Below are 18,845 nucleotides of genomic sequence, written 5' to 3'. Positions count from 1 at the left end.
GAATAACCGGTCTGATGCGGGAATAGCTCAGTTGGTAGAGCACAACCTTGCCAAGGTTGGGGTCGCGAGTTCGAGTCTCGTTTCCCGCTCCAGTCATGCCCCGATCTGCGATCGGGGTTTTTTGTTTAAGCTACTTTTGCATTGGCTAGGTGGCAGAGTGGTGATGCAGCGGCCTGCAAAGCCGTGTACGCCGGTTCGATTCCGGCCCTAGCCTCCAACCACACCGATGCGGGCGTGGCGGAATTGGTAGACGCAACGGACTTAAAATCCGTTTGCCTTATGGCAGTGAGGGTTCAAGTCCCTCCGCCCGCACCACTTTAATAGCGTTGGAATATCAGTGTGGCGTTTGTACCGCCAAATCCAAAGCTATTGCTTAGCACCGTATTTAGCGACACGCCTTCTTGGCAGGCAGTCACTACTGCGCGGCCCTCGGCTTCTGGATCAAGGTTTTCCACATTCGCCGTGCCTGCAATAAAGCCTGACTGCAGCATGAGTAACGAGTAGATCGCCTCCTGCACACCCGCAGCTCCTAGGGAATGCCCGGTAAGGGACTTAGTGGAGCTGACGGGGGGAAGGGCGGTGCCAAAGACCTCTGTCAGTGCGTTGAGCTCTGTGATATCCCCAGCAGGGGTACTGGTACCATGCGCGTTTATATAATCGATCTGGCTCACATCCTCGATCCCGGCAAGGTCTAAAGCCTGTTGCACACAGCGAACCGCGCCTTCCCCTGATGGGGCTACCATGTCGTAACCATCCGAGGTGGCTCCATAACCCACCAACTCGGCAATAATATTGGCGCCACGCGCTGTCGCATGCTCTAGCGATTCAAGCACCAACATGCCACCGCCACCGGCAATCACAAACCCATCACGATCTCTATCAAACGGACGTGAGGCCTTTTCGGGAGTTTCATTGTATTGGGTCGATAGCGCTCCCATCGCATCAAACAGCATGGTTAGGCTCCAGTGCTCTTCTTCTGCACCGCCCGCAAAGACCACATCCTGCTTGCCTAGTTGGATTTGCTCCATGGCTGCGCCAATACAATGGGCACTGGTGGCACAAGCTGATGAGATGCTGTAGTTGATGCCTTTGATCCCGAATGGCGTTGCCAGACAGGCCGAGGCCGTGCTCCCCATCACTTTAGGCACCGCGAAGGCGCCAATTTTTCTCACACCTCTGCTACGTAACGTATCAGCGGCATTTACAATATTTTGCGTGGATGCGCCACCGGAGCCCGCAATTAGCCCTGTGCGTGGGTTAGAGACTTGCTCTGGGGTAAGCTCGGCCTGCGCGATTGCCTGATCCATTGCGATGTAGGCATACGCGGCCGCATCACCCATAAACCGACGCGCGCGACGGGGTATGACTTCATCGATGTCAATATCGGGTCTGCCGGAGATTTGACTCCGTAAACCATACTCCACGTAATCAGCGCTGGCCCGAATGCCCGAACGCCCCTGCCGTAGGGAGTTGCGAACGGTATCCAGATCGTTGCCAATACACGAGACAATACCCATTCCCGTTACGACCACTCTGCGCATTGCCATTCCCTCCTACAAATCGCCTTGTGGGTTTTTAAACAAGCCCACCCGAAGATCGGTTGCGCGGTAGATCACTTTACCATCCACTTCAACGAGCCCATCCGCGATCCCCATTTGTAGCCGGCGGCGAATAAGTCGTTTTACATCGAGTTGATACCGCACTTCGCTGTTGGTCGGCAAGATCTGACCTGTGAATTTGACTTCGCCACAACCTAACGCGCGGCCTTTGCCTGTGCCCCCAACCCAGCCCAAGTAAAAACCGAGCAGTTGCCAGAGCGCATCCAGCCCAAGGCAGCCAGGCATAACGGGATCACCCGGGAAGTGACAATCGAAAAACCATAGTTCTGGATGGATTTTCAGTTTTGCTTCCGCAAATCCTTTTCCAAATTCACCTTCTTCCTCGGTAATCCGCGTAATGGCATCAAACATCAGCATGTTAGGAATGGGAAGCTGGGGGTTGCCCGGGCCGAATAAATCGCCGTTTCCACAAGCGATGAGTTCGTCGTAGTTAAAACTATTTTTCTGTTGCATATTCATCCAAAGGTAAAGGTGCCTGGCTTAGCCATTGTTTGATTCGGTTACTCACGTTATTAACGTCTAAACCGACCAGCTCAAGTTGCTCTTCCCGCTCACCATGATCAATAAAGTTATCGGGCAACCCAATTTGCAGGGTTGGGCGCATAATTCCCGCGGCGGTCATAAATTCTATTACCGCGCTGCCAGCGCCACCCGCAATCATATTTTCCTCTAGGGTGATTACGTGATTATGCTGCTGGGCCAGCATTTCAATGCAGTCTTGATCCAGCGGTTTTACGAATCGCATGTTAACAACCGTTGCATCAATCTCTGCGCCAACGGCCTCAGCAACCTCTACCATTGTGCCAAAAGCGAACAGAACCGTCTCCTTTCCTTTGCGACGAATCTCGGCTTTTCCGATTGGCAGGGTCTCTAAATTATCGTCTGGAGTCACCCCAGGGCCCCGTCCTCTTGGGTAGCGAACAGAGGAGGGACCATCAATACTCAGCCCGGTCGAAAGCATTTGGCGGCACTCCCGCTCGTCAGCCGGTGCCATTATCGTCATATTGGGCAGACAACGCATGTAGCTGAAGTCAAAGGCCCCCTGATGTGTGGCCCCGTCGGCCCCCACTAAACCTGCACGATCAATGGCAAAGAGGACGGGTAAATTCTGCAGGGCGATGTCGTGAATCAGCTGATCGTAGCCGCGCTGCAAAAAAGTTGAGTAGATCGCTAAAACGGGCCGTTCACCCTCACAGGCGAGCCCCCCTGAAACGGTAACCGCATGTTGTTCTGCAATGGCGGTGTCTAAATAGCGATCTGGAAAGCGCTTGGCAAATTCAACGAGCCCCGAGCCTTCACGCATTGCAGGCGTAATTCCCCAAACCCGTGAGTCGGCGGCTGCCGCATCACAGAGCCATTGACTAAAGACGTCGGTATAGGTCATTGGTGCCGGCTTGCCACTGCTTTGCAGACCGGCTGCCGGATCAAACGCTTTTACCCCGTGGTAGGCAATCGGATTGGCTTCAGCGCGCGCATAGCCTTTGCCTTTGCGAGTGACACAATGGAGTAGGCGAGGGCCATCGAGGTCTCTTAAGCGCTCCAAAACGGTGGTGAGCTCCTCAATGTTATGCCCATCAACCGGGCCAAAATATTGAAAACCAAGCTCTTCAAAGAAGGTTCCCGGCACGAACATACCCTTAACATGTTCTTCGGCTCGTTTCGCGAACTCGCGCATGGGAGCAGGCATGTGCTCAAGCACACGCTTGGTTTCCTCTCGCATGTTGCCATAGACCCCGCCGGCAATAAGCCGTGCAAAGGTTTGATTCAATGCCCCGACATTCTCTGAGATAGACATTTCATTATCGTTAAGGATAACGAGCAGGTCGGGTCGAACATCTCCGGCATGGTTAAGCGCTTCAAAAGCTTCGCCGGCGGTTAAGCCACCATCCCCTATGATTGCGCAAGTTTTACGATTAGCCCCTTGGCTTTTTGCGGCCAGCGCCATGCCCAACGCCGCGCTAATAGAGGTGCTTGAATGACCCACACCAAAGGTGTCATACGGGCTCTCGTCTCTCACTGGAAAACCCGCCGGCCCGTCAAGTTTTCGAATCCGGCTGATTTCACGCCGACGACCCGTTAAAATTTTATGCGGATAGCATTGGTGCCCCACATCCCAAACCAATCGATCATGGGGTGTGTTAAAGACGTAATGCAGCGCCACGGTCAGCTCGATTGCTCCCAACCCAGCGGCAAGGTGACCGCCCGATCTTGCCACGCTATTTAATAAATAATCGCGCAACTGACTTGCCAAACGAGGCAATTGGTGGGGCGGCAACTCGCGGAGGTGCGCTGGCTCTTCAATCCCCTCCAGCAGTGGATAGGCGCTCATGTCCATTACAAATCCTCCAAGTAATCCTGCAGCTCCGCCTGTGGGGGCAACGCTTTTTCACTCATCAACCGCCCACGCATTGAAATGCCTGCTTCATGGACACTCTCTGAGCGGCCCGAAATCAATGGGTGCCAATCAGCGAGCCCTCGCCCCTCATGCAGGCGACGATAAGCGCAGGTTTTAGGTAACCAGTGATACTCATCCATCCTCTCAGGTATCAAGCGAATACAATCCGGTACTGTCTCATGTCGTCGAGTATAATCGCTACAGCGGCAGGTGTGGGTGTCTAACAATTGGCAAGCCACGCGCGTCGGGTGAATTTTACCCGTATCGATGTCCTCTAATTGGTGACGGCAGCACTTAGCACAGCCATCGCAGAGTGATTCCCACTCTTCGTTGCTCATTTCTGCTAGTGTTTTGCGCTCCCAAAATGGCAAAGCCGCCATCGTATCCTCTATCATTTACCTTTTAATAACGGATTGATTGTCGCACTTCATGTCTACTACCGCCAAAAGCCCAGAAGGGCACCGCCGGCGCACGTTCGCCATTATCTCTCATCCCGATGCGGGTAAGACGACCGTGACCGAAAAATTACTACTCTTTGGCGGCGCAATTCAGCTAGCGGGCACCGTTAAGGGGCGAAAGTCAGATCGTCACGCCACGTCAGATTGGATGGCGCTTGAGAAAGAGCGCGGCATTTCCGTAACCTCGTCTGTCATGCAATTTCCCTATCGGGATGCAATGGTTAATTTGTTGGATACCCCAGGCCACGAAGATTTCTCTGAAGACACTTACCGCACCCTAACGGCGGTAGATTCAGCGCTGATGGTGATTGATGCCGCAAAGGGTGTGGAAGAGCGGACCATAAAGTTGATGGATGTCTGTCGGCTTCGAAATACACCCATTATCACCTTTATGAACAAGCTAGACCGGGAAGGCCGGGATCCGATGGACCTCATGGACGAGGTTGAAACAGTGCTCAAAATGGATTGCGCACCGATTACTTGGCCAGTTGGGATGGGTCAGCGCTTTCGTGGCGTTTTTCATTTGCTTGAAGACTGTGTTTATTTAGCGAACGGTAAGCAAATTGACGGGCTGGCTAACCCAGAGCTTGATGAGATAATTGGCGATCAGGCACAAGAGCTACGCGATGAAATCGATTTACTACGCGAGGCGGGCAACGCGTTTGATCGGTCGGCCTACCTAGCGGGGCAGCTAACCCCCGTCTTTTTTGGCTCGGCAATTAATAATTTTGGCTTAAAGCCACTACTCGATTGCTTTGTCGAGATGGCACCGATGCCACAACCGCATGAAGCAACGCAGCGAGTTGTTGATCCTGATGAAGCAAGCTTCAGCGGTTTTGTATTTAAGATTCAGGCCAATATGGACCCTAATCATCGCGATCGCATTGCGTTTATGCGTGTTTGCTCCGGCGTTTACACAAAGGGCATGAAACTGCGTCACGTTCGAACCGGTAAAGATGTGCGCATTGCCAATGCCATTACGTTCTTGGCATCAGATCGAGATCATGTAGAAAATGCCTACGCAGGCGATATTATCGGTTTACACAATCACGGCACCATTCAAATTGGCGATACGTTTACGGAAGGTGAGCCGTTGAAGTTCACCGGCATTCCTAATTTTGCGCCTGAACTGTTTCGTCGCGCAGTGCTCAAAGACCCAATGCGGATGAAGGCGCTTCAGAAGGGCCTGGTTGAGCTATGTGAAGAGGGCGCATCCCAGTTATTCCGGCCCCTGACGCGTAATGATTTAATTGTTGGTGCAGTCGGGTCGCTGCAGTTTGATGTGGTGGCGTTTCGACTCAAACATGAATATGGCGTGGATTGCCAGTTTGAGCCGGTGGGTGTAGCAACCGCCCGTTGGGTGCACTGTGACGATGCGCGCATGCTGGCCGATTTTAAAGACCGGCAATCCGATAATCTGGCACTAGATGTATCGGGAGAACTGGCCTATATCGCGCCCACTCGCGTTAATTTACAGCTCACGGAGGAGCGTTGGGCTGATATTGAGTTTTACGCAACACGAGAGCATTAACAGTGATTAGGTGGTGGTTTAAAGGCTTGGTTCTTGGGCTGATCTTAAGCCAAGCAGCCTCAGCGCAGATTGTTTTACCTAATGGCGACACCCCTAGTTTGGCGCCGCTCATCGAGTCAGTCTCGCCAGCCGTGGTTAACATCGCCACCTCGGGCACGGTGGAGATCCAGACCAACCCGCTCCTAAATGATCCGTTTTTTCAGCGGTTTTTTGACGTGCCGCAACCGCGCCAGCAGCGCCAAGTCCAGTCCTTAGGTTCTGGGGTTATTGTTGATGCCAGGCGTGGATTTATTCTGACGAACCATCATGTGATTGCCAACGCAGATCAAATAACCGTGGGCCTTGATGATGGCCGAGAGCTTGAGGCAACGGTGATTGGCTCTGATTCTGAAACCGATTTGGCTGTAATACAGGTTGATGCAAAATCGCTCTCTGCGCTGCCCTTTGCTAACTCGGACGAGCTGCGAGTGGGTGACTACACCATTGCGATTGGCAATCCATTTGGGCTCGATCATACGGTCACAACGGGGGTTGTCAGCGGGTTGGAACGATCCTTGCCGGGTAGTGGGGGGGCGCGGCTGCAGCAGTTTATTCAAACCGATGCCTCAATTAACCCCGGCAACTCTGGTGGCGCCTTAATCAATTTACGTGGAGAGCTCATCGGTATTAATACCGCCATTTTATCGCGCGGCGGTGGAAATATTGGGATCGGATTCGCGATACCGATCAATATGGCCGCCGAGGTGATGGATCAGCTCATCGACTATGGCGCGGTTCGGCGCGGTGTGCTTGGCGTACGCGCGCAGAACCTGACGCCGGATATTGCAGCTGCGTTTGGGGTTGATCACCTGGATGGGGCCCTGGTCGCTCAGGTAGCCTCGGGCTCAGCCGCTGAGGCCGCTGGTTTGGAGCCGGGCGATATCATTGTCAAGATCAATGATCGGCCTATTCGCGATGCCACCGCAATGACTAATACGATTGGGCTTTTACGGGTGGGCGAAACGGCAGACGTGGTTGCGATCAGGGATGGCCTTCGCAAAACGTTCAGCATTAAAATTGGCGACCCTTCTGAAGGGGAAGTCAGCGGCGAAGACCTTCATCCGCTACTCAGTGGTGCCTTATTCAATGAACTTGATGAGCGTTCACCGCTATTTGGTGCGGTGCGGGGTGTGCTGGTAACTCGCGTAGAGCCTAGAACACGGGCCGCTCAGTATCTGCAGCCTGGCGATGTGGTTACGTCTATCAATCGACAGCCGATTGACTCAATCGAACTGATGCAAGAGCGACTCGCCACGACAAATACTGAACTACTGCTCAATATCCAGCGTGGCGAGCGCGCTTTTTTTGTATTGGTCCGTTAGCTGCCGGTTTCCATAGAAGTTTCATACTGGCCTTGGCGTGCCAGAGAGTTCAATTTGGCCCGATGCAAAAATGCTTTTTGGGCGGCTGCCTTATTTTCTGACTGTCCCAGCCATGCTGCCTGAACTGGCTCTTGCAGCGCGCGGCTATAAGAAAAGCTCACCACCCAAGGGCGCGGCCCCTCGGCCTGATTAATGGCATTTAAATTAGCCGTGGCTTCTTCAGGCGTTTGACCGCCGGAAAGGAAGTTAATGGTGGGCACAGCCGCTGGCACCGTGCGTCGTAAGATGCGCAGCGTGTATTCAGCACAAACTTCGGGGCTAGGCCGTGGCAAGTTACGGCCTGGCAGCACCATATTCGGCTTAAGCACAATGTGCTCCAGACTGACACGGTGACGACGCAGCGCTGCAAACACGGCAGCCTGAGCCGCTTCTGTGACCTCAGCGCAGCGATCAATGTCGTGATCGCCGTCCATGAGCACTTCTGGCTCAACAATCGGCACCATGCCCCGTGACTGTGCGACCGCGGCGTAACGCGCGAGCACTTCGGCATTGGCTTCAATGAGCTGGGTGCTAGGTAAAGTAGAAGTGATTTCGTAGACGTTGCGCCATTTCGTAAACAGCGCACCTTGTTGAACGTAGCCATCTAGCCGATCACCGAGGTTATCCAAGCCTTGGGTTGCCTTCTCGCCGTTTGTTCCGGGTAGATCAACAAGCCCTTTGTCTACTTTAATGCCTGGCACGATGTCGTGACGTTCGCATGCGGCCGGAATCAGATCGCCCTCGTCAGACTTTTGCTTAAGCGTTTCTTCGAAGAAGATGATCCCACTGACGTATTCGCCAATTCCGGGTGTAGTGGCGAGTAGGCTGCGATAGGCCCGCCGGTTCTCCTCAGTAGACTCGATGCCATGGGCCGCTAGGCGCTTGGTTATCGTGGGGTAACTCTCATCAGCGGCCAATATGCCTCGACCGGGTGTGGTTAACCGCTCGATCGTGCGCTGCATTTGCCCAAAAGTATCCATGAACCGGGACCTCCCTTCTCCATCTGAATTGATGCCGCAAATTCTAAAGCTCTTTGCCGTTTCAGACCAGTCATTGATCAATCCAATGCTATGATGCCGCTCATGGACTCGATCAGTTTTGAAAAAACCCCCGTTGTCATGATCATGCTCATCGCTAATGGTTTGGCATTTGCAGCGTACACAATGCTAGGCCCAAGCGTCCTGATTCACTTTGGTCTGTGGCCGATGGGAACTGAGGCGCTTTCAGCTCGCTATGTCGGTGGAATTCCTAGCTTTGAGTGGTGGCAGGTGATCACTTATGGCTTTTTGCATGGCGGTTTTTTTCATCTGTTTGTGAATATGTTTGCCCTGTTCATGTTCGGCGCCGCGCTTGAAATGTTATGGGGGTCTCGGCCGTTTCTTACGTTTTATATGGTCTGTTTAGCTGGGGCAGGCCTAATTCAACTAGTGGTCGCTACCATGGCGGCAGATGTGGGAAATGTTTACCCAACCGTAGGTGCCTCAGGTGCGGTATTCGGTATTTTGCTGGGGTTTGCCATGATGTTCCCCAACCAAAAACTGATGCTCATTTTTCCGCCCATACCGATAAAGGCGAAATACTTTGTCATTCTCTACGGCGCCTTTGAGCTCTGGGCGGGAATAAGCGGATCGATGTCGGGCATTGCGCACTTTGCCCATCTCGGCGGCATGGCTTTCGGGTTATTGATGATTCTTTATTGGCGGGGTCAGCTGCCCATTAAGCCGCAACGGACGCTACGGCGCTAATCGCCTGGCGCGCCAATTTTAGTTGTTCTGCGCTAGATTCCACCTGCATCAACGCCTTTCTCCAGCGCTGACCATCGGGTTGATCTTGCAAATACCAGCCTAGGTGCTTGCGAGCTACTTTTACTCCCTGCTCGGTGCCATAAAGCGCATGCACACCGCTAATATGTTGTGTCATCCAGCTGCTAATGAGCTCAGGGGGTGGCGGGTCTAACAGCTCTTCGGTATCCAGAAAATGCTGGATATGCTTAAAAATCCATGGCTGCCCTTGTGCTGCACGACCGATCATGACTGCATCACAGCCGATGTTTTTAAGTATCCAGCGTGCCTTTATGGGATCGGTGATATCGCCATTGCCAATGAGGGGTAGGGTGACGACATCGCGCACGGCTTTTAGCGTGTCGTACTCCGCCTCGCCCCGATACTGTTGATCGCGGGTGCGACCATGGAGGGTTAATGCGGCAATGCCGATCTCCTCAGCGCGCTTTGCGATTTGCACGGCATTTCTTCGGTCTGGCGATGGTCCTGTGCGCATTTTTAACGTGACGGGAACATCAACAGCGCTAACAACGGCCTCAAGAATTCGGGCCACCAGGGGTTCATCAGCAAGTAGGGCAGAGCCTGCTAGCTTGCGGCAAACCTTTTTTGCGGGGCAGCCCATATTAATGTCGATGATTTCAGCCCCTTCAGCCACGTTAAAACGCGCCGCTTGAGCCAACTGCGATGGGTCAGCGCCTGCAATTTGCACCACTCTTGGCGAGGGTTCTCCCTCATGATTGCGTTTGAGTTGCGATTTACGTGTGTGTTGGAGCATCGGATTCGCCCCGACCATCTCACTCGCGGCAAGCGCTGCCCCCAGTTGCCGGCAAAGAATGCGAAACGGCCGATCTGTTACTCCAGCCATGGGTGCTAGCAGCACAGAACCGTTGAGAGAGTAGGGTCCAATTTTCATGAGGCGATTGTAGCCCGTTGTCAAGCAAAAAACGCAGGAAAAGTTTTCCACAGAACCTGTGGATAAGATTGTGGATTAATTCCAAGGATCAGCGTAAGAACCCTTATATCACGGGGCCTTGCGTTAAATTGTGCGATAATTGGTCAATTTTAAAAAAACGTTTTTTAACAACTACTTACAGCATTTTAATGAGACTCTGATTTGTAACAATCAGCTAAGTCTGCTACCGCTCGTCGGTTCGAATTTAAGTTCATTGGAATAGATCCTACTTGTGTACAACGCCGTGCCAAACCCCTCCGGCTGGTGTAGGCTTGCAGCCTGTATAAAACAGGAGAGACCCCGCATGCGTCATGGTGTAATGCTGGAGCAAGATACGCTTGCTTCTGGCGATCTGGATCTGTCGGCCTTAGTGGCATCTTTTGACCAATACACGGCATTTGGTGCCACAGATCCCTCCGAAATGGCCGAGCGAATTGGTAACGCCGATTGCGTTATCATTAATAAACTGCCGGTTAACGCAGAGTTGCTGGCTGCGCTCCCGCAGCTAAAACTGATCTGCGTAGTCGCCACCGGCGTGAACAACATCGACTTAACGGCCGCTAAAGCGCACGGGGTTGATGTGGTTAACTGCCGCGCCTATGGCACGGCAGCGGTAAGCCAACATGTGCTTTGTTTAATGTTAGCCCTTAGCACTCAATTGCTACCGTATGCCAATGCCGTTGCTAGCGGTCGCTGGCAGTCAGCGCGGCATTTTTGTTTTCTTGACTACCCCATTGAAGAACTTGCCGGTAAGACGCTCTTAATTGTTGGTCATGGAGAGCTTGGCAGTGCGGTAGGGCGTCTTGCTGCTGCATTGGGTATGCAGGTGGAAATTGCAGAGCGCCCCGATGCCAAAGAAACTCGCAGCGGCCGAGTGGCATTTGCAACCGCCATAGAAAAAGCGGATGTCGTGACTTTGCATTGCCCGCTAACGCCAAGCACCCAAAACCTCATCAATAAGGAGGTTTTAGCGCGCATGAAGCGGTCTGCGTTCATTATTAACACCGCCAGGGGCGGTATTGTGAATGAGCAAGACCTTGCTGACGCATTGAGAACAGGAGAAATTGCAGGCGCTGGCATTGATGTGTTGAGTGAAGAGCCACCCAGAAATGGTAACCCCCTGTTAGCCAGTGATATTCCCAACCTAATCGTTACCCCACACACTGCCTGGGGTAGTCAGCCAGCGCGGCAGCGGATTGTGGATCAAACCGTGGAAAATATTCAGGCTTGGAAGGCCGGCGAACCCATTCGGCAGGTAACTTAAATGGGAGTAGGCGAAACGATGCAGCAAACCACGGTTATTACCGGCGGAGGCAGTGGCATTGGTCAGGCGTTGGCAAAACGTTTGGCGGAGCACGGGCAGCATGTCTTGATTATTGGTCGCCGGGCGGAGGCGCTTGAAGAGACACAAGGCGATCAAGCCAATATTGAGCCCTGTGTGGCGGATGTTAGTACGGCCGAGGGTCGCGCCAACATCGTTAAGGCGTTGCGCGGTAAGCAGATTCAGTGGTTGGTCCACAATGCCGGTATTTTAGAGCCGGTCGGCCCGCTTTTGGCGCAAAGCACCGACGCGCTGCGAAAGGCCTGGGCAGTGAATGTTGAGGGCCCGATCAGTCTAAGTGCGGCACTCATTGAGCAGATGCCAGCGGGCAGTCGTATTTTGCATGTTTCTTCTGGTGCTGCGCATACGGCCTATCCGGGATGGGGTGCTTATTGCATGACAAAAGCCGCTTTACATATGGCTTATGAGATTTTGCGCCAAGAACTGGATGAACGGGATGTTGCCGTTGGCAGTTTACGTCCTGGCGTTGTCGATACACCCATGCAAGCGCTCATCAGATCTCAGACAGAAGCGGATTTCCCGGCGGTTGAGCAATTTCAGGCGCTAAAGAGCTCAGGTAGTCTCGCCACGCCAGAACAAGTGGCGGCTTATATGCATAACGTACTAGAAAAGACCGACGCGGGGTTATTCAGTGCGCAGGAGTGGGATATCCGAAATGGTCCTCAGGCTTATTTAACATAATATATATTATGCGCATTGAAGATAACCATCTTATCCGTCGGGTGACCATTGGTGAAACTGAGATCACCCTCTTGGGTACCGCCCATGTCTCGCATGAAAGCGTGGCAGATGTAGAGCATGAAATCCTTGAAGGTAACCATGATGCTATTGCGGTTGAGCTGTGCCCGTCACGTCATCGAAGCCTGACGGATCCCGCTTCACTAGAACAGCTCGACCTGTTTCAAGCTGTGCGTAGCGGTAAAGCAGGCATGGTAATGGCAAGCCTTGCCTTAGGGGCCTACCAACAACGGCTTGCTGATCAGTTCGATATTAAACCCGGTGCAGAACTAGAAGCCGCGGCGGCTGGTGCGCGGCGCTCTGGCAAGCCCCTTTGGTTGGTTGATCGAGATATCGGGACCACGTTAAAGCGAGTTTATCGCTCCATTCCCTGGTGGCAGCGTCCAACAATCGTCACAGGCCTCTTTCTAGGACTGATATCACGACAAGACATTGAGGATGACGAAATTGAACGTTTAAAACAGGGCGATATGCTGGAGGCAACATTCCGTGACTTTGCGGCTCAGTCCCCTGCTCTGCATGAGCCGCTTATAGCAGAGCGCGACCGATACATGGCCGCACGGCTCTTAGAAGAGCTTAAACAAGCCGCTGAGCGGCCAAAACGGGTTCTGGTTGTTATGGGCGCTGGCCATTTGAACGGTGTAGAACAGGCATTGAGTGAAAGCGCGGATATTTCAGCCCGACAAGCCAGAGAAACGCGTCAGCAACTAGAAACGCTGCCGCCGCCCGCACGCTGGCCCAAGTTTCTCCCTTGGATTTTAGTTGCTGTCATTCTCACTGGCTTTGCCATTGGTTTTAGTCGCGGAACTGATTTGGGGCTGCGACTTATTGTTGAATGGGTTGTGATTAATGGTTCGTTGTGTGCATTGGGCTCAGCGCTTGCTCGTGCACATCCCGTTACGATTGTAGGCAGCTTTTTTGCAGCGCCACTAACCTCGTTAAATCCGACCATCGGGGCCGGCCTCGTGTCTTCACTGATTGAGCTCGCCATGCGCCGACCAAGAGTTGCCGACTTTCGGGAGCTGCGAGACGCGGTCAAACACTGGCGCGGCTGGTGGCATAATCGGGTGTCGCGTACGCTGCTGGTCTTCTTATTCGCAGCGACGGGTTCAATGGCAGGCACCTATATTGCCGGTTTCCGTATTCTAGACGCCCTTATTTAGGTGGTTTTCAGTGGTAGCGGCGCGTTGTGCTGCCCGCGGAAAACACTGAAAGAAGTTCTCCGCGGTTCTTTCCATCATTGTTGGTGGATCAACCTGCTGCAAATCAGCCAAGCACTGCAGTACTTGGGCTACCCATTGTGGACGATTTTCTTTGCCCCGGTGCGGAACTGGCGCCAGATATGGGCTGTCGGTTTCAACCAGTAAACGATCGATTGGCAGTTTTGCCGCGGTGCGCCGCAGTGCTTCGGCATTGCGAAAGGTTAAAATCCCAGATAAGGAAAGAAAAAACCCAAGATCCAATAGCTTATGGGCGGTTGCTAAGTCTTCAACGAAGCAATGAATAACCCCACCCACAGATGCAGCATCACTTTCTTGTAGAACGCGTACCGTATCGGCGGGGGCTAATCGGCTGTGTACGATAATGGGTACGCCCGCTAGTCGCGCGGCTTCAATGTGACAGCGAAAACGATCTTCCTGCCAAGTATAGTCGCCCTCCCCTGCGCCGTAATCTAATCCAGTTTCGCCAATGGCAACAATCTCTGGGCGCTGCGCAAATTCCACAAGCTGCTCTATGGTGGGCTCAGGACCTGTGCCACAAGGGTGCATGCCTGCAGAAGCAAAGACCTCAGGATGGCGCGCGGAGAAATCGCAAAGCCGTGTGTGCTCACTCGGGTCAATCGCTACGTTCAAAAAATAGCTCACGCCGTTGGCTTTTGCTTCTGCAAGCGCGCTATCAGCGCTGTCCGGGCCTTCGAGTAAATGAAAATGGCAGTGCGAATCAATGAGCATAAGCGTGTTCAGTCCACAGTAAAAAGCAGGCTTCAATCGATAATTCTTTGCTTAGCGGCTGCTGAGCCGCCATGCGCAGTTTTGTGAGCTGATCCATTAACGTATGCAGTTGGGCAGCTGATAGTCGCTTAGCCATGTTTTGAAGCGCTTCTGCGGGTAACCCCTCGGGGGGTTGACTGACTTGGGCCCGTCGCAAATCGCTCACTAGACGTTGCATCAACTGTGCGGTTTTTAAAGCGCCCCACTCCCGCCAATCCTCCGCAATACTCACGGCACTGCCTTTTCCTCGGACCAAACCGGCAACGGCCGCTCCCAGCTCTAGGTATCTCGCATCCTCTTGCTCATTCACCATGCTCAGCGCCCGTAGCGGCGCTCCACCGGCTAAATGCAGTGCCGCGGCGGGTTGATCAACGCCTTGCGCTTTTAGCCACTCAGTGGCCACTGCTGAAGCCGGAGTCGGTATAGGGAGGACTTGGCAGCGACTGCGAATGGTCGCCGGCAATTGCTCTATGGCATGGCTAACCAAGATTAACACCACCTGTTCAGGTGGCTCCTCGAGCGTCTTCAGCAAAGCATTGGCGGTATGTCGATTCATTGCTTCTGCCGGCATAAGCAGCCCAACGCGCACCCCGCCATATTGGCTGGATAAATGGGTAAATTCCGTTAATTGGCGTATTTCGTCGATACGGATGATTCCGCTACCCCCCTCCTCCGGCTGGGTCACCTTCAAATCGGGATGGCTTCCGGCAAGCCTCAATCGACATCCGCGGCATTGATCGCAGGCATGGGAGGCAACGGGGGTTTCACAAAGTAATCTCGCCACCATGGCTTGAGCAAAGACGGTTTTGCCCACCCCAACCGGGCCGGCGACGAGGGTGGCATGCGGCGTATGCCCAAGCGCTAGTTGCTGATTAAAACGCTCCCAAGCGCTCTTTTGCCAAGATAGCGGTTGGCTAGGCGGGTTAGGCTCAGCCATTTTGATAAGCCTCTGTTAGCGCATCCGTGATTTGAGATTGTACGGCGTTAATCGGCGCCCCGGCATCAATCCGTTTCATTCGATGCGGTTCAAGGATTTGCCGCTGTTCATACGTGTTGCGAACCGCATCAAAGAACGTCTGCTTTTCGCTTTCAAAGCGATCTGGCGTACTTCGGCCCGCCGCGCGGGCAAGCCCAACTGCCACCGGTACATCCAACCAGAGCGTGAGCCCCGGCGCTAAATCTGGATGCGTCCACTGAGCCAGTGCATCGATCCGATCTTTATCAAGCCCGCGACCACCGCCCTGATAAGCAAAACTGGCATCAGTGAAACGATCACAAACAACCCACTGCCCGGCCGCGAGCGCAGGCCTAATGACTCTTTCGAGATGCTCGGCGCGTGCGGCAAACATTAACAAAAGCTCAGCATCGCTCGACATACCCTCCTCACGATGGCTCAGCAAAATGGCACGCAGATCTTCACCCAGTGAGGTGCCGCCGGGTTCACGGGTAGCCACTACCTGCCCGCCTTGCTGCGTTTCAATCCAATTAACAATAGAGGCAACGGCCGAGGTCTTTCCCGCGCCTTCAACCCCTTCTACCGTGATAAAGCGATTACGCAGTCTCATTCATCATCCTCGCCCAGTATGTATCGACGTACCGCGGCATTGTGTTGTTCGTAGGTAACGGAAAAGACATGACTGCCATCGCCACGCGAGACAAAATACAGCGTATCACCTTCCGCGGGATTGACGGCTGCCCTAATGGAGGCGGCACCCGCTAATGCAATCGGTGTAGGGGGTAACCCATGCCGTGTATAGGTATTCCATGGCGTATCGCTAGTGAGATCTTTACGCCGAAGCCGCCCGGTGTAGGAATCTCCCAACCCGTAAATAACGGTTGGATCGGTTTGTAGACGCATGCCTTGTTGCAGTCGACGTGTGAAAACCCCCGCTATTTCACGCCTTTCCTCGGGCAATGCGGTCTCTTTTTCAATGATCGAGGCAAGAATTAACGCCTCATCGGGTGTGCTCAGCGGAATGCCGGGTGCTCGGTTTTCCCACGCCGCTGCCAGTTCTGCTTCTAGCGCCGCTAACGCTCTTTTTAAAATTGCAAGCTCGCTTGTACCGCGAGTAAACAAATAGGTTTCTGGTAAGAACCGGCCCTCTGCGTCTAGCTCGGGACGATTTAAGGCCGTCATAATGGTTTTTGGGCCAGTATTTGGCGCTAACTCAGGCGTGATCGCGGGATGTGCGTGCAAGGCGGCCATTAAATCGTCGAACCGCCATCCTTCTACAATGGTGAGGCGATGCTGTATGACGGCGCCACTGACCATTCGGGCAACGAGTTCAGCCGCTGTGTCGCCAGGTTGCACGGCATACTCCCCGGCTTGCAGCCGTTGATCGGCGCCGCGCAAGCGTAGATAAACGCGAAGCAGCTGAGGCTGAACATCTAACCCGGCCCCTGCCATTGCGTTAAGGATACCGGCAACTCCGGTGCCCGCGGGAATATCCAGAATGATTGGCGCTTGCTCCTCAGATAGTACCGGTTGCGACTCAATACGCTCATAAGCGAGCCAGGCAGCGCTCATCGCCCCCAACAGGACACCCGCTAAAACGATGCCGATGAAGAGAATTTTCTGTTTCATACCGCAATGAGCCGCTGAGTAATCAGATGTTCGCGAATTCGCTCATAGTTTAATGAACTGGCCAGTTTTTGAGTGCCAATCGCATAGACCGGAACCACCCCAATCAAGCTGTTGCAAATTAACAGGGCGGTTGCGTCATTCATTTCGCTGGGCATAAAAGCGCGATGAACCACATTGATGCCCCATTGATCCGCCAAGCGCCCTAAATAGGATTGCATAACGCCCGCAACCCCACAGTCCACACCCGTTGGAAATATCCACTCTTTACCCTGATCGATCAGTAGGTTGCCGGCCGTTGCCTCAACTAACCCGCCCTTAACATCGCACATTAAGCCCTCAGCGCTGCCATCTGCCTGACACTCTTGTCTCGCGAGTACCTGCTCAAGCCGGTTAAGATGCTTTATGCCAGCAAGCGCAGGTTGTGCTGCAAGCCGTGTCTGACACCAGCGCACCGTAATGCCTGAATGCTCTGCTTCTAGGGCGGGGCGTGGCGGTAGGATCTGCACCACTCTGCGAGGTGTTGGCGCATCCGGTGGTGCATATCCCCGACCACCGCTACCACGAGTGGCTATCAATTTTAAAACGCCCACGTCTGGTAGATCTAACGCAGCCAGATCTTGCTCCAAGGCTTGTTGCGTGGGTGCTGAAAATCCTAATTGCTGACAACCAGCCTGTAGGCGATTGAGATGGGCCTGCCATAACGCGGGCACGCCATCGACGATGGCGATAGTCTCAAACACACCATCGCCATACGCCAGACCACGGTCGGTGACCTCTACTTGGTGCTGGGGTTGCCCGTCAATCAGACAGGCGGGCAAAGATAACCGTGCCATTGGTGCCGCCAAAACCAAACGAGTTGGACAGCGCTGCTTTAATTGGCTGATCACGCGCCTCTAAAGGCACTAGATCAAGATCGAACTCTTCGTCAGGCTCTTCTAAGTTAATGGTTGGAGGCAAAATGCCATCACGCATGGCTAGGACGGTGAAGATCGCTTCGATGCCCCCTGCAGCCCCAAGCAAATGCCCTGTCATCGATTTTGTTGAACTCACCGCCAAATCGTAAGCATGTTCCCCAAAACTGGCTTTTACCGCTTGTAGCTCAGCACCGTCACCGGCTTTGGTTGAAGTGCCATGCGCATTCACATAATCGATGTCCTGCGCATTAAGGCCTGCATCATTTAATGCTTGTGTCATGCAGCGGCTGGCACCGTCGCCCGTATCAGACGGCAGCGTCATGTGATGGGCATCACCACTCATACCAAACCCGGCAAGTTCGGCATAAATATTAGCCCCACGCTGCTTAGCGTGCTCATATTCTTCTAGCACTAAGACGCCGGCGCCATCGGAAAGCACAAAGCCATCACGGCCTTGATCCCATGGCCGGCTAGCGCCCTGTGGATCGTCGTTTCGGGTAGATAGCGCGCGTGCCGCCGCAAACCCCCCGAGACCAGTTGGCGTTGTGCCAAACTCTGCACCGCCTGCAATCATCACATCTGCGTCGCCGTAGGCTATAAGCCGCGCGCTTAACCCAATGTTATGCGTTGCGGTGGTGCAAGCCGTTACGGTTGCCAAATTAGGGCCTTTTGCACCTAACAGAATCGAAAGGTTGCCAGAAACCATATTGATAATCGCACTGGGGATAAAAAACGGAGAGATTTTTCTGGGTCCGCCCTCGAGGTAGCTCTTGTGACCTTCTTCAATTGAGAAAATACCACCGATTCCAGAGCCAACGGATACTCCGACCCGCTCCGCATTGGCCTCGTTGATTTCTAGGCCCGCATCACCCACCGCATCCATCGCAGCGGCAATACCATAGTGAATGAAAGGATCCATCTTTCGGGCATTTTTTCGGATGATGTACTGCTCGATATCGAAGTTCCGCACTTCTCCACCGAAGCGGACGGGGAAGGCCTCAACATCAAATCTCGTAATCGGCCCGATTCCGCTTTTGCCAGCAACGATGTTTTGCCACGCCTGCTCAATCGTATTACCAACCGGTGAGACGATGCCCATGCCCGTTACAACTACTCGACGGCCTTTCAATTTGTTATCTC

18 protein-coding genes and 3 tRNA genes are annotated in these 18,845 nt (G+C 53.5%); 9 read left to right on the top strand and 12 right to left on the bottom strand.

Features of this window, described 5'->3' with window-relative positions:
- The first annotated feature begins 16 nt into the window (after positions 1-16).
- The 3 genes from GH984_RS01120 (at position 17) to GH984_RS01110 (ending at position 315) form a co-directional block, all read left to right on the top strand.
- Positions 17-92: transfer RNA gene (locus GH984_RS01120), tRNA-Gly, on the top strand.
- A gap of 51 nt (positions 93-143) precedes the next feature.
- Positions 144-217: transfer RNA gene (locus tag GH984_RS01115), tRNA-Cys, on the top strand.
- Positions 218-228: 11 nt separating this feature from the next.
- Positions 229-315, top strand: a tRNA-Leu gene (locus GH984_RS01110).
- A 2-nt stretch (positions 316-317) separates the two neighbouring features.
- On the opposite strand, the gene fabB is transcribed toward GH984_RS01110, so the two are convergent.
- From fabB to GH984_RS01090, 4 genes are read right to left on the bottom strand one after another with little or no spacing between them, the layout of a single operon-like run.
- Positions 318-1,541, bottom strand: a complete 1,224-nt coding sequence (gene fabB / locus GH984_RS01105) for a beta-ketoacyl-ACP synthase I (protein WP_153718372.1) — start codon at positions 1,539-1,541, stop codon at positions 318-320.
- A gap of 12 nt (positions 1,542-1,553) precedes the next feature.
- Complete coding sequence (gene fabA, locus GH984_RS01100) at positions 1,554-2,072, bottom strand: bifunctional 3-hydroxydecanoyl-ACP dehydratase/trans-2-decenoyl-ACP isomerase (protein ID WP_153718371.1); 519 nt, start codon at positions 2,070-2,072, stop codon at positions 1,554-1,556.
- Positions 2,056-3,954, bottom strand: coding sequence for a 1-deoxy-D-xylulose-5-phosphate synthase (gene dxs, locus GH984_RS01095; protein WP_153718370.1), 1,899 nt, complete (start codon positions 3,952-3,954; stop codon positions 2,056-2,058). The genes fabA and dxs overlap by 17 nt, the downstream gene beginning before the upstream one ends.
- On the bottom strand, positions 3,954-4,394 hold the full coding sequence (locus tag GH984_RS01090; protein WP_153718748.1) for a YcgN family cysteine cluster protein: 441 nt from the start codon (positions 4,392-4,394) through the stop codon (positions 3,954-3,956). The genes dxs and GH984_RS01090 overlap by 1 nt, the downstream gene beginning before the upstream one ends.
- A gap of 49 nt (positions 4,395-4,443) precedes the next feature.
- On the opposite strand from GH984_RS01090, the gene GH984_RS01085 reads away from it, so the two are divergent.
- Positions 4,444-6,003, top strand: coding sequence for a peptide chain release factor 3 (locus tag GH984_RS01085; RefSeq protein WP_153718369.1), 1,560 nt, complete (start codon positions 4,444-4,446; stop codon positions 6,001-6,003).
- Positions 6,004-6,008: 5 nt separating this feature from the next.
- Complete coding sequence (locus GH984_RS01080; protein ID WP_439959277.1) at positions 6,009-7,364, top strand: Do family serine endopeptidase; 1,356 nt, start codon at positions 6,009-6,011, stop codon at positions 7,362-7,364.
- On the opposite strand, the gene GH984_RS01075 is transcribed toward GH984_RS01080, so the two are convergent.
- On the bottom strand, positions 7,361-8,383 hold the full coding sequence (locus GH984_RS01075) for a class I fructose-bisphosphate aldolase (RefSeq protein ID WP_153718368.1): 1,023 nt from the start codon (positions 8,381-8,383) through the stop codon (positions 7,361-7,363). The genes GH984_RS01080 and GH984_RS01075 overlap by 4 nt on opposite strands.
- A 102-nt stretch (positions 8,384-8,485) precedes the next feature.
- Between GH984_RS01075 and GH984_RS01070 the strand changes: the two genes are divergently transcribed.
- Positions 8,486-9,148, top strand: coding sequence for a rhomboid family intramembrane serine protease (locus tag GH984_RS01070; protein ID WP_439959272.1), 663 nt, complete (start codon positions 8,486-8,488; stop codon positions 9,146-9,148).
- Here GH984_RS01070 and dusB read toward each other — a convergent pair.
- A complete protein-coding gene (gene dusB / locus GH984_RS01065) occupies positions 9,120-10,049 on the bottom strand; it encodes a tRNA dihydrouridine synthase DusB (protein ID WP_305849955.1) in 930 nt (309 codons plus the stop codon). The genes GH984_RS01070 and dusB overlap by 29 nt on opposite strands.
- Before the next feature lie 391 nt (positions 10,050-10,440).
- On the opposite strand from dusB, the gene GH984_RS01060 reads away from it, so the two are divergent.
- The 3 genes from GH984_RS01060 to GH984_RS01050 are packed head-to-tail and all read left to right on the top strand — an operon-like array spanning position 10,441 to position 13,379.
- Positions 10,441-11,400 (top strand): 2-hydroxyacid dehydrogenase, encoded by a 960-nt coding sequence (locus tag GH984_RS01060; protein WP_153718365.1) that lies wholly within the window; start codon positions 10,441-10,443, stop codon positions 11,398-11,400.
- 18 nt (positions 11,401-11,418) lie between these two features.
- The gene (locus GH984_RS01055) at positions 11,419-12,159 is read left to right on the top strand and encodes an SDR family NAD(P)-dependent oxidoreductase (protein WP_153718364.1); all 741 of its coding nucleotides are present in this window, start codon (positions 11,419-11,421) and stop codon (positions 12,157-12,159) included.
- 8 nt (positions 12,160-12,167) lie between these two features.
- Positions 12,168-13,379, top strand: coding sequence for a TraB/GumN family protein (locus tag GH984_RS01050; protein WP_153718363.1), 1,212 nt, complete (start codon positions 12,168-12,170; stop codon positions 13,377-13,379).
- On the opposite strand, the gene GH984_RS01045 is transcribed toward GH984_RS01050, so the two are convergent.
- From GH984_RS01045 to fabF, 6 genes are read right to left on the bottom strand one after another with little or no spacing between them, the layout of a single operon-like run.
- A complete protein-coding gene (locus GH984_RS01045) occupies positions 13,362-14,168 on the bottom strand; it encodes a TatD family hydrolase (protein WP_153718362.1) in 807 nt (268 codons plus the stop codon). The two genes, GH984_RS01050 and GH984_RS01045, sit on opposite strands and share 18 nt — an antisense overlap.
- Positions 14,158-15,144, bottom strand: a complete 987-nt coding sequence (holB, locus tag GH984_RS01040; RefSeq protein WP_153718361.1) for a DNA polymerase III subunit delta' — start codon at positions 15,142-15,144, stop codon at positions 14,158-14,160. Before holB ends, GH984_RS01045 begins: the two co-directional genes overlap by 11 nt.
- Positions 15,137-15,772, bottom strand: coding sequence for a dTMP kinase (gene tmk / locus GH984_RS01035; RefSeq protein WP_153718360.1), 636 nt, complete (start codon positions 15,770-15,772; stop codon positions 15,137-15,139). The genes holB and tmk overlap by 8 nt, the downstream gene beginning before the upstream one ends.
- Entirely contained in the window at positions 15,769-16,791 is a 1,023-nt protein-coding gene (gene mltG / locus GH984_RS01030; RefSeq protein WP_153718359.1) for an endolytic transglycosylase MltG, read from the bottom strand. Before mltG ends, tmk begins: the two co-directional genes overlap by 4 nt.
- Positions 16,788-17,624: an aminodeoxychorismate lyase gene (pabC, locus tag GH984_RS01025; protein WP_153718358.1), complete on the bottom strand. Its 837-nt coding sequence runs from the start codon at positions 17,622-17,624 to the stop codon at positions 16,788-16,790. The genes mltG and pabC overlap by 4 nt, the downstream gene beginning before the upstream one ends.
- Positions 17,590-18,834, bottom strand: coding sequence for a beta-ketoacyl-ACP synthase II (gene fabF, locus GH984_RS01020; protein WP_153718357.1), 1,245 nt, complete (start codon positions 18,832-18,834; stop codon positions 17,590-17,592). Before fabF ends, pabC begins: the two co-directional genes overlap by 35 nt.
- Positions 18,835-18,845: the final 11 nt, after the last annotated feature.

It is taken from the genome of Spiribacter salilacus, assembly GCF_009649225.1.
GTDB lineage: Bacteria > Pseudomonadota > Gammaproteobacteria > Nitrococcales > Nitrococcaceae > Spiribacter > Spiribacter salilacus.
Note: the sequence above shows the minus strand (reverse complement) of the source record. Positions and strands in the feature narration are given on the sequence as shown.

Excerpts from the sequence above, each read along its gene's own strand:
- dxs (WP_153718370.1), bottom strand. The coding sequence starts at position 3,954 with ATGGACATGAGCGCCTATCCACTGCTGGAGGGGATTGAAGAGCCAGCG.
- mltG (WP_153718359.1), bottom strand. The coding sequence starts at position 16,791 with ATGAAACAGAAAATTCTCTTCATCGGCATCGTTTTAGCGGGTGTCCTG.
- fabB (WP_153718372.1), bottom strand. The coding sequence starts at position 1,541 with ATGCGCAGAGTGGTCGTAACGGGAATGGGTATTGTCTCGTGTATTGGC.
- dusB (WP_305849955.1), bottom strand. The coding sequence starts at position 10,049 with ATGGCTGGAGTAACAGATCGGCCGTTTCGCATTCTTTGCCGGCAACTG.
- fabA (WP_153718371.1), bottom strand. The coding sequence starts at position 2,072 with ATGCAACAGAAAAATAGTTTTAACTACGACGAACTCATCGCTTGTGGA.
- pabC (WP_153718358.1), bottom strand. The coding sequence starts at position 17,624 with ATGGCACGGTTATCTTTGCCCGCCTGTCTGATTGACGGGCAACCCCAG.
- tmk (WP_153718360.1), bottom strand. The coding sequence starts at position 15,772 with ATGAGACTGCGTAATCGCTTTATCACGGTAGAAGGGGTTGAAGGCGCG.
- GH984_RS01075 (WP_153718368.1), bottom strand. The coding sequence starts at position 8,383 with ATGGATACTTTTGGGCAAATGCAGCGCACGATCGAGCGGTTAACCACA.
- GH984_RS01055 (WP_153718364.1), top strand. The coding sequence starts at position 11,419 with ATGCAGCAAACCACGGTTATTACCGGCGGAGGCAGTGGCATTGGTCAG.
- GH984_RS01060 (WP_153718365.1), top strand. The coding sequence starts at position 10,441 with ATGCGTCATGGTGTAATGCTGGAGCAAGATACGCTTGCTTCTGGCGAT.
- GH984_RS01070 (WP_439959272.1), top strand. The coding sequence starts at position 8,486 with ATGGACTCGATCAGTTTTGAAAAAACCCCCGTTGTCATGATCATGCTC.
- GH984_RS01085 (WP_153718369.1), top strand. The coding sequence starts at position 4,444 with ATGTCTACTACCGCCAAAAGCCCAGAAGGGCACCGCCGGCGCACGTTC.
- GH984_RS01045 (WP_153718362.1), bottom strand. The coding sequence starts at position 14,168 with ATGCTCATTGATTCGCACTGCCATTTTCATTTACTCGAAGGCCCGGAC.
- holB (WP_153718361.1), bottom strand. The coding sequence starts at position 15,144 with ATGGCTGAGCCTAACCCGCCTAGCCAACCGCTATCTTGGCAAAAGAGC.
- GH984_RS01090 (WP_153718748.1), bottom strand. The coding sequence starts at position 4,394 with ATGGCGGCTTTGCCATTTTGGGAGCGCAAAACACTAGCAGAAATGAGC.
- GH984_RS01050 (WP_153718363.1), top strand. The coding sequence starts at position 12,168 with ATGCGCATTGAAGATAACCATCTTATCCGTCGGGTGACCATTGGTGAA.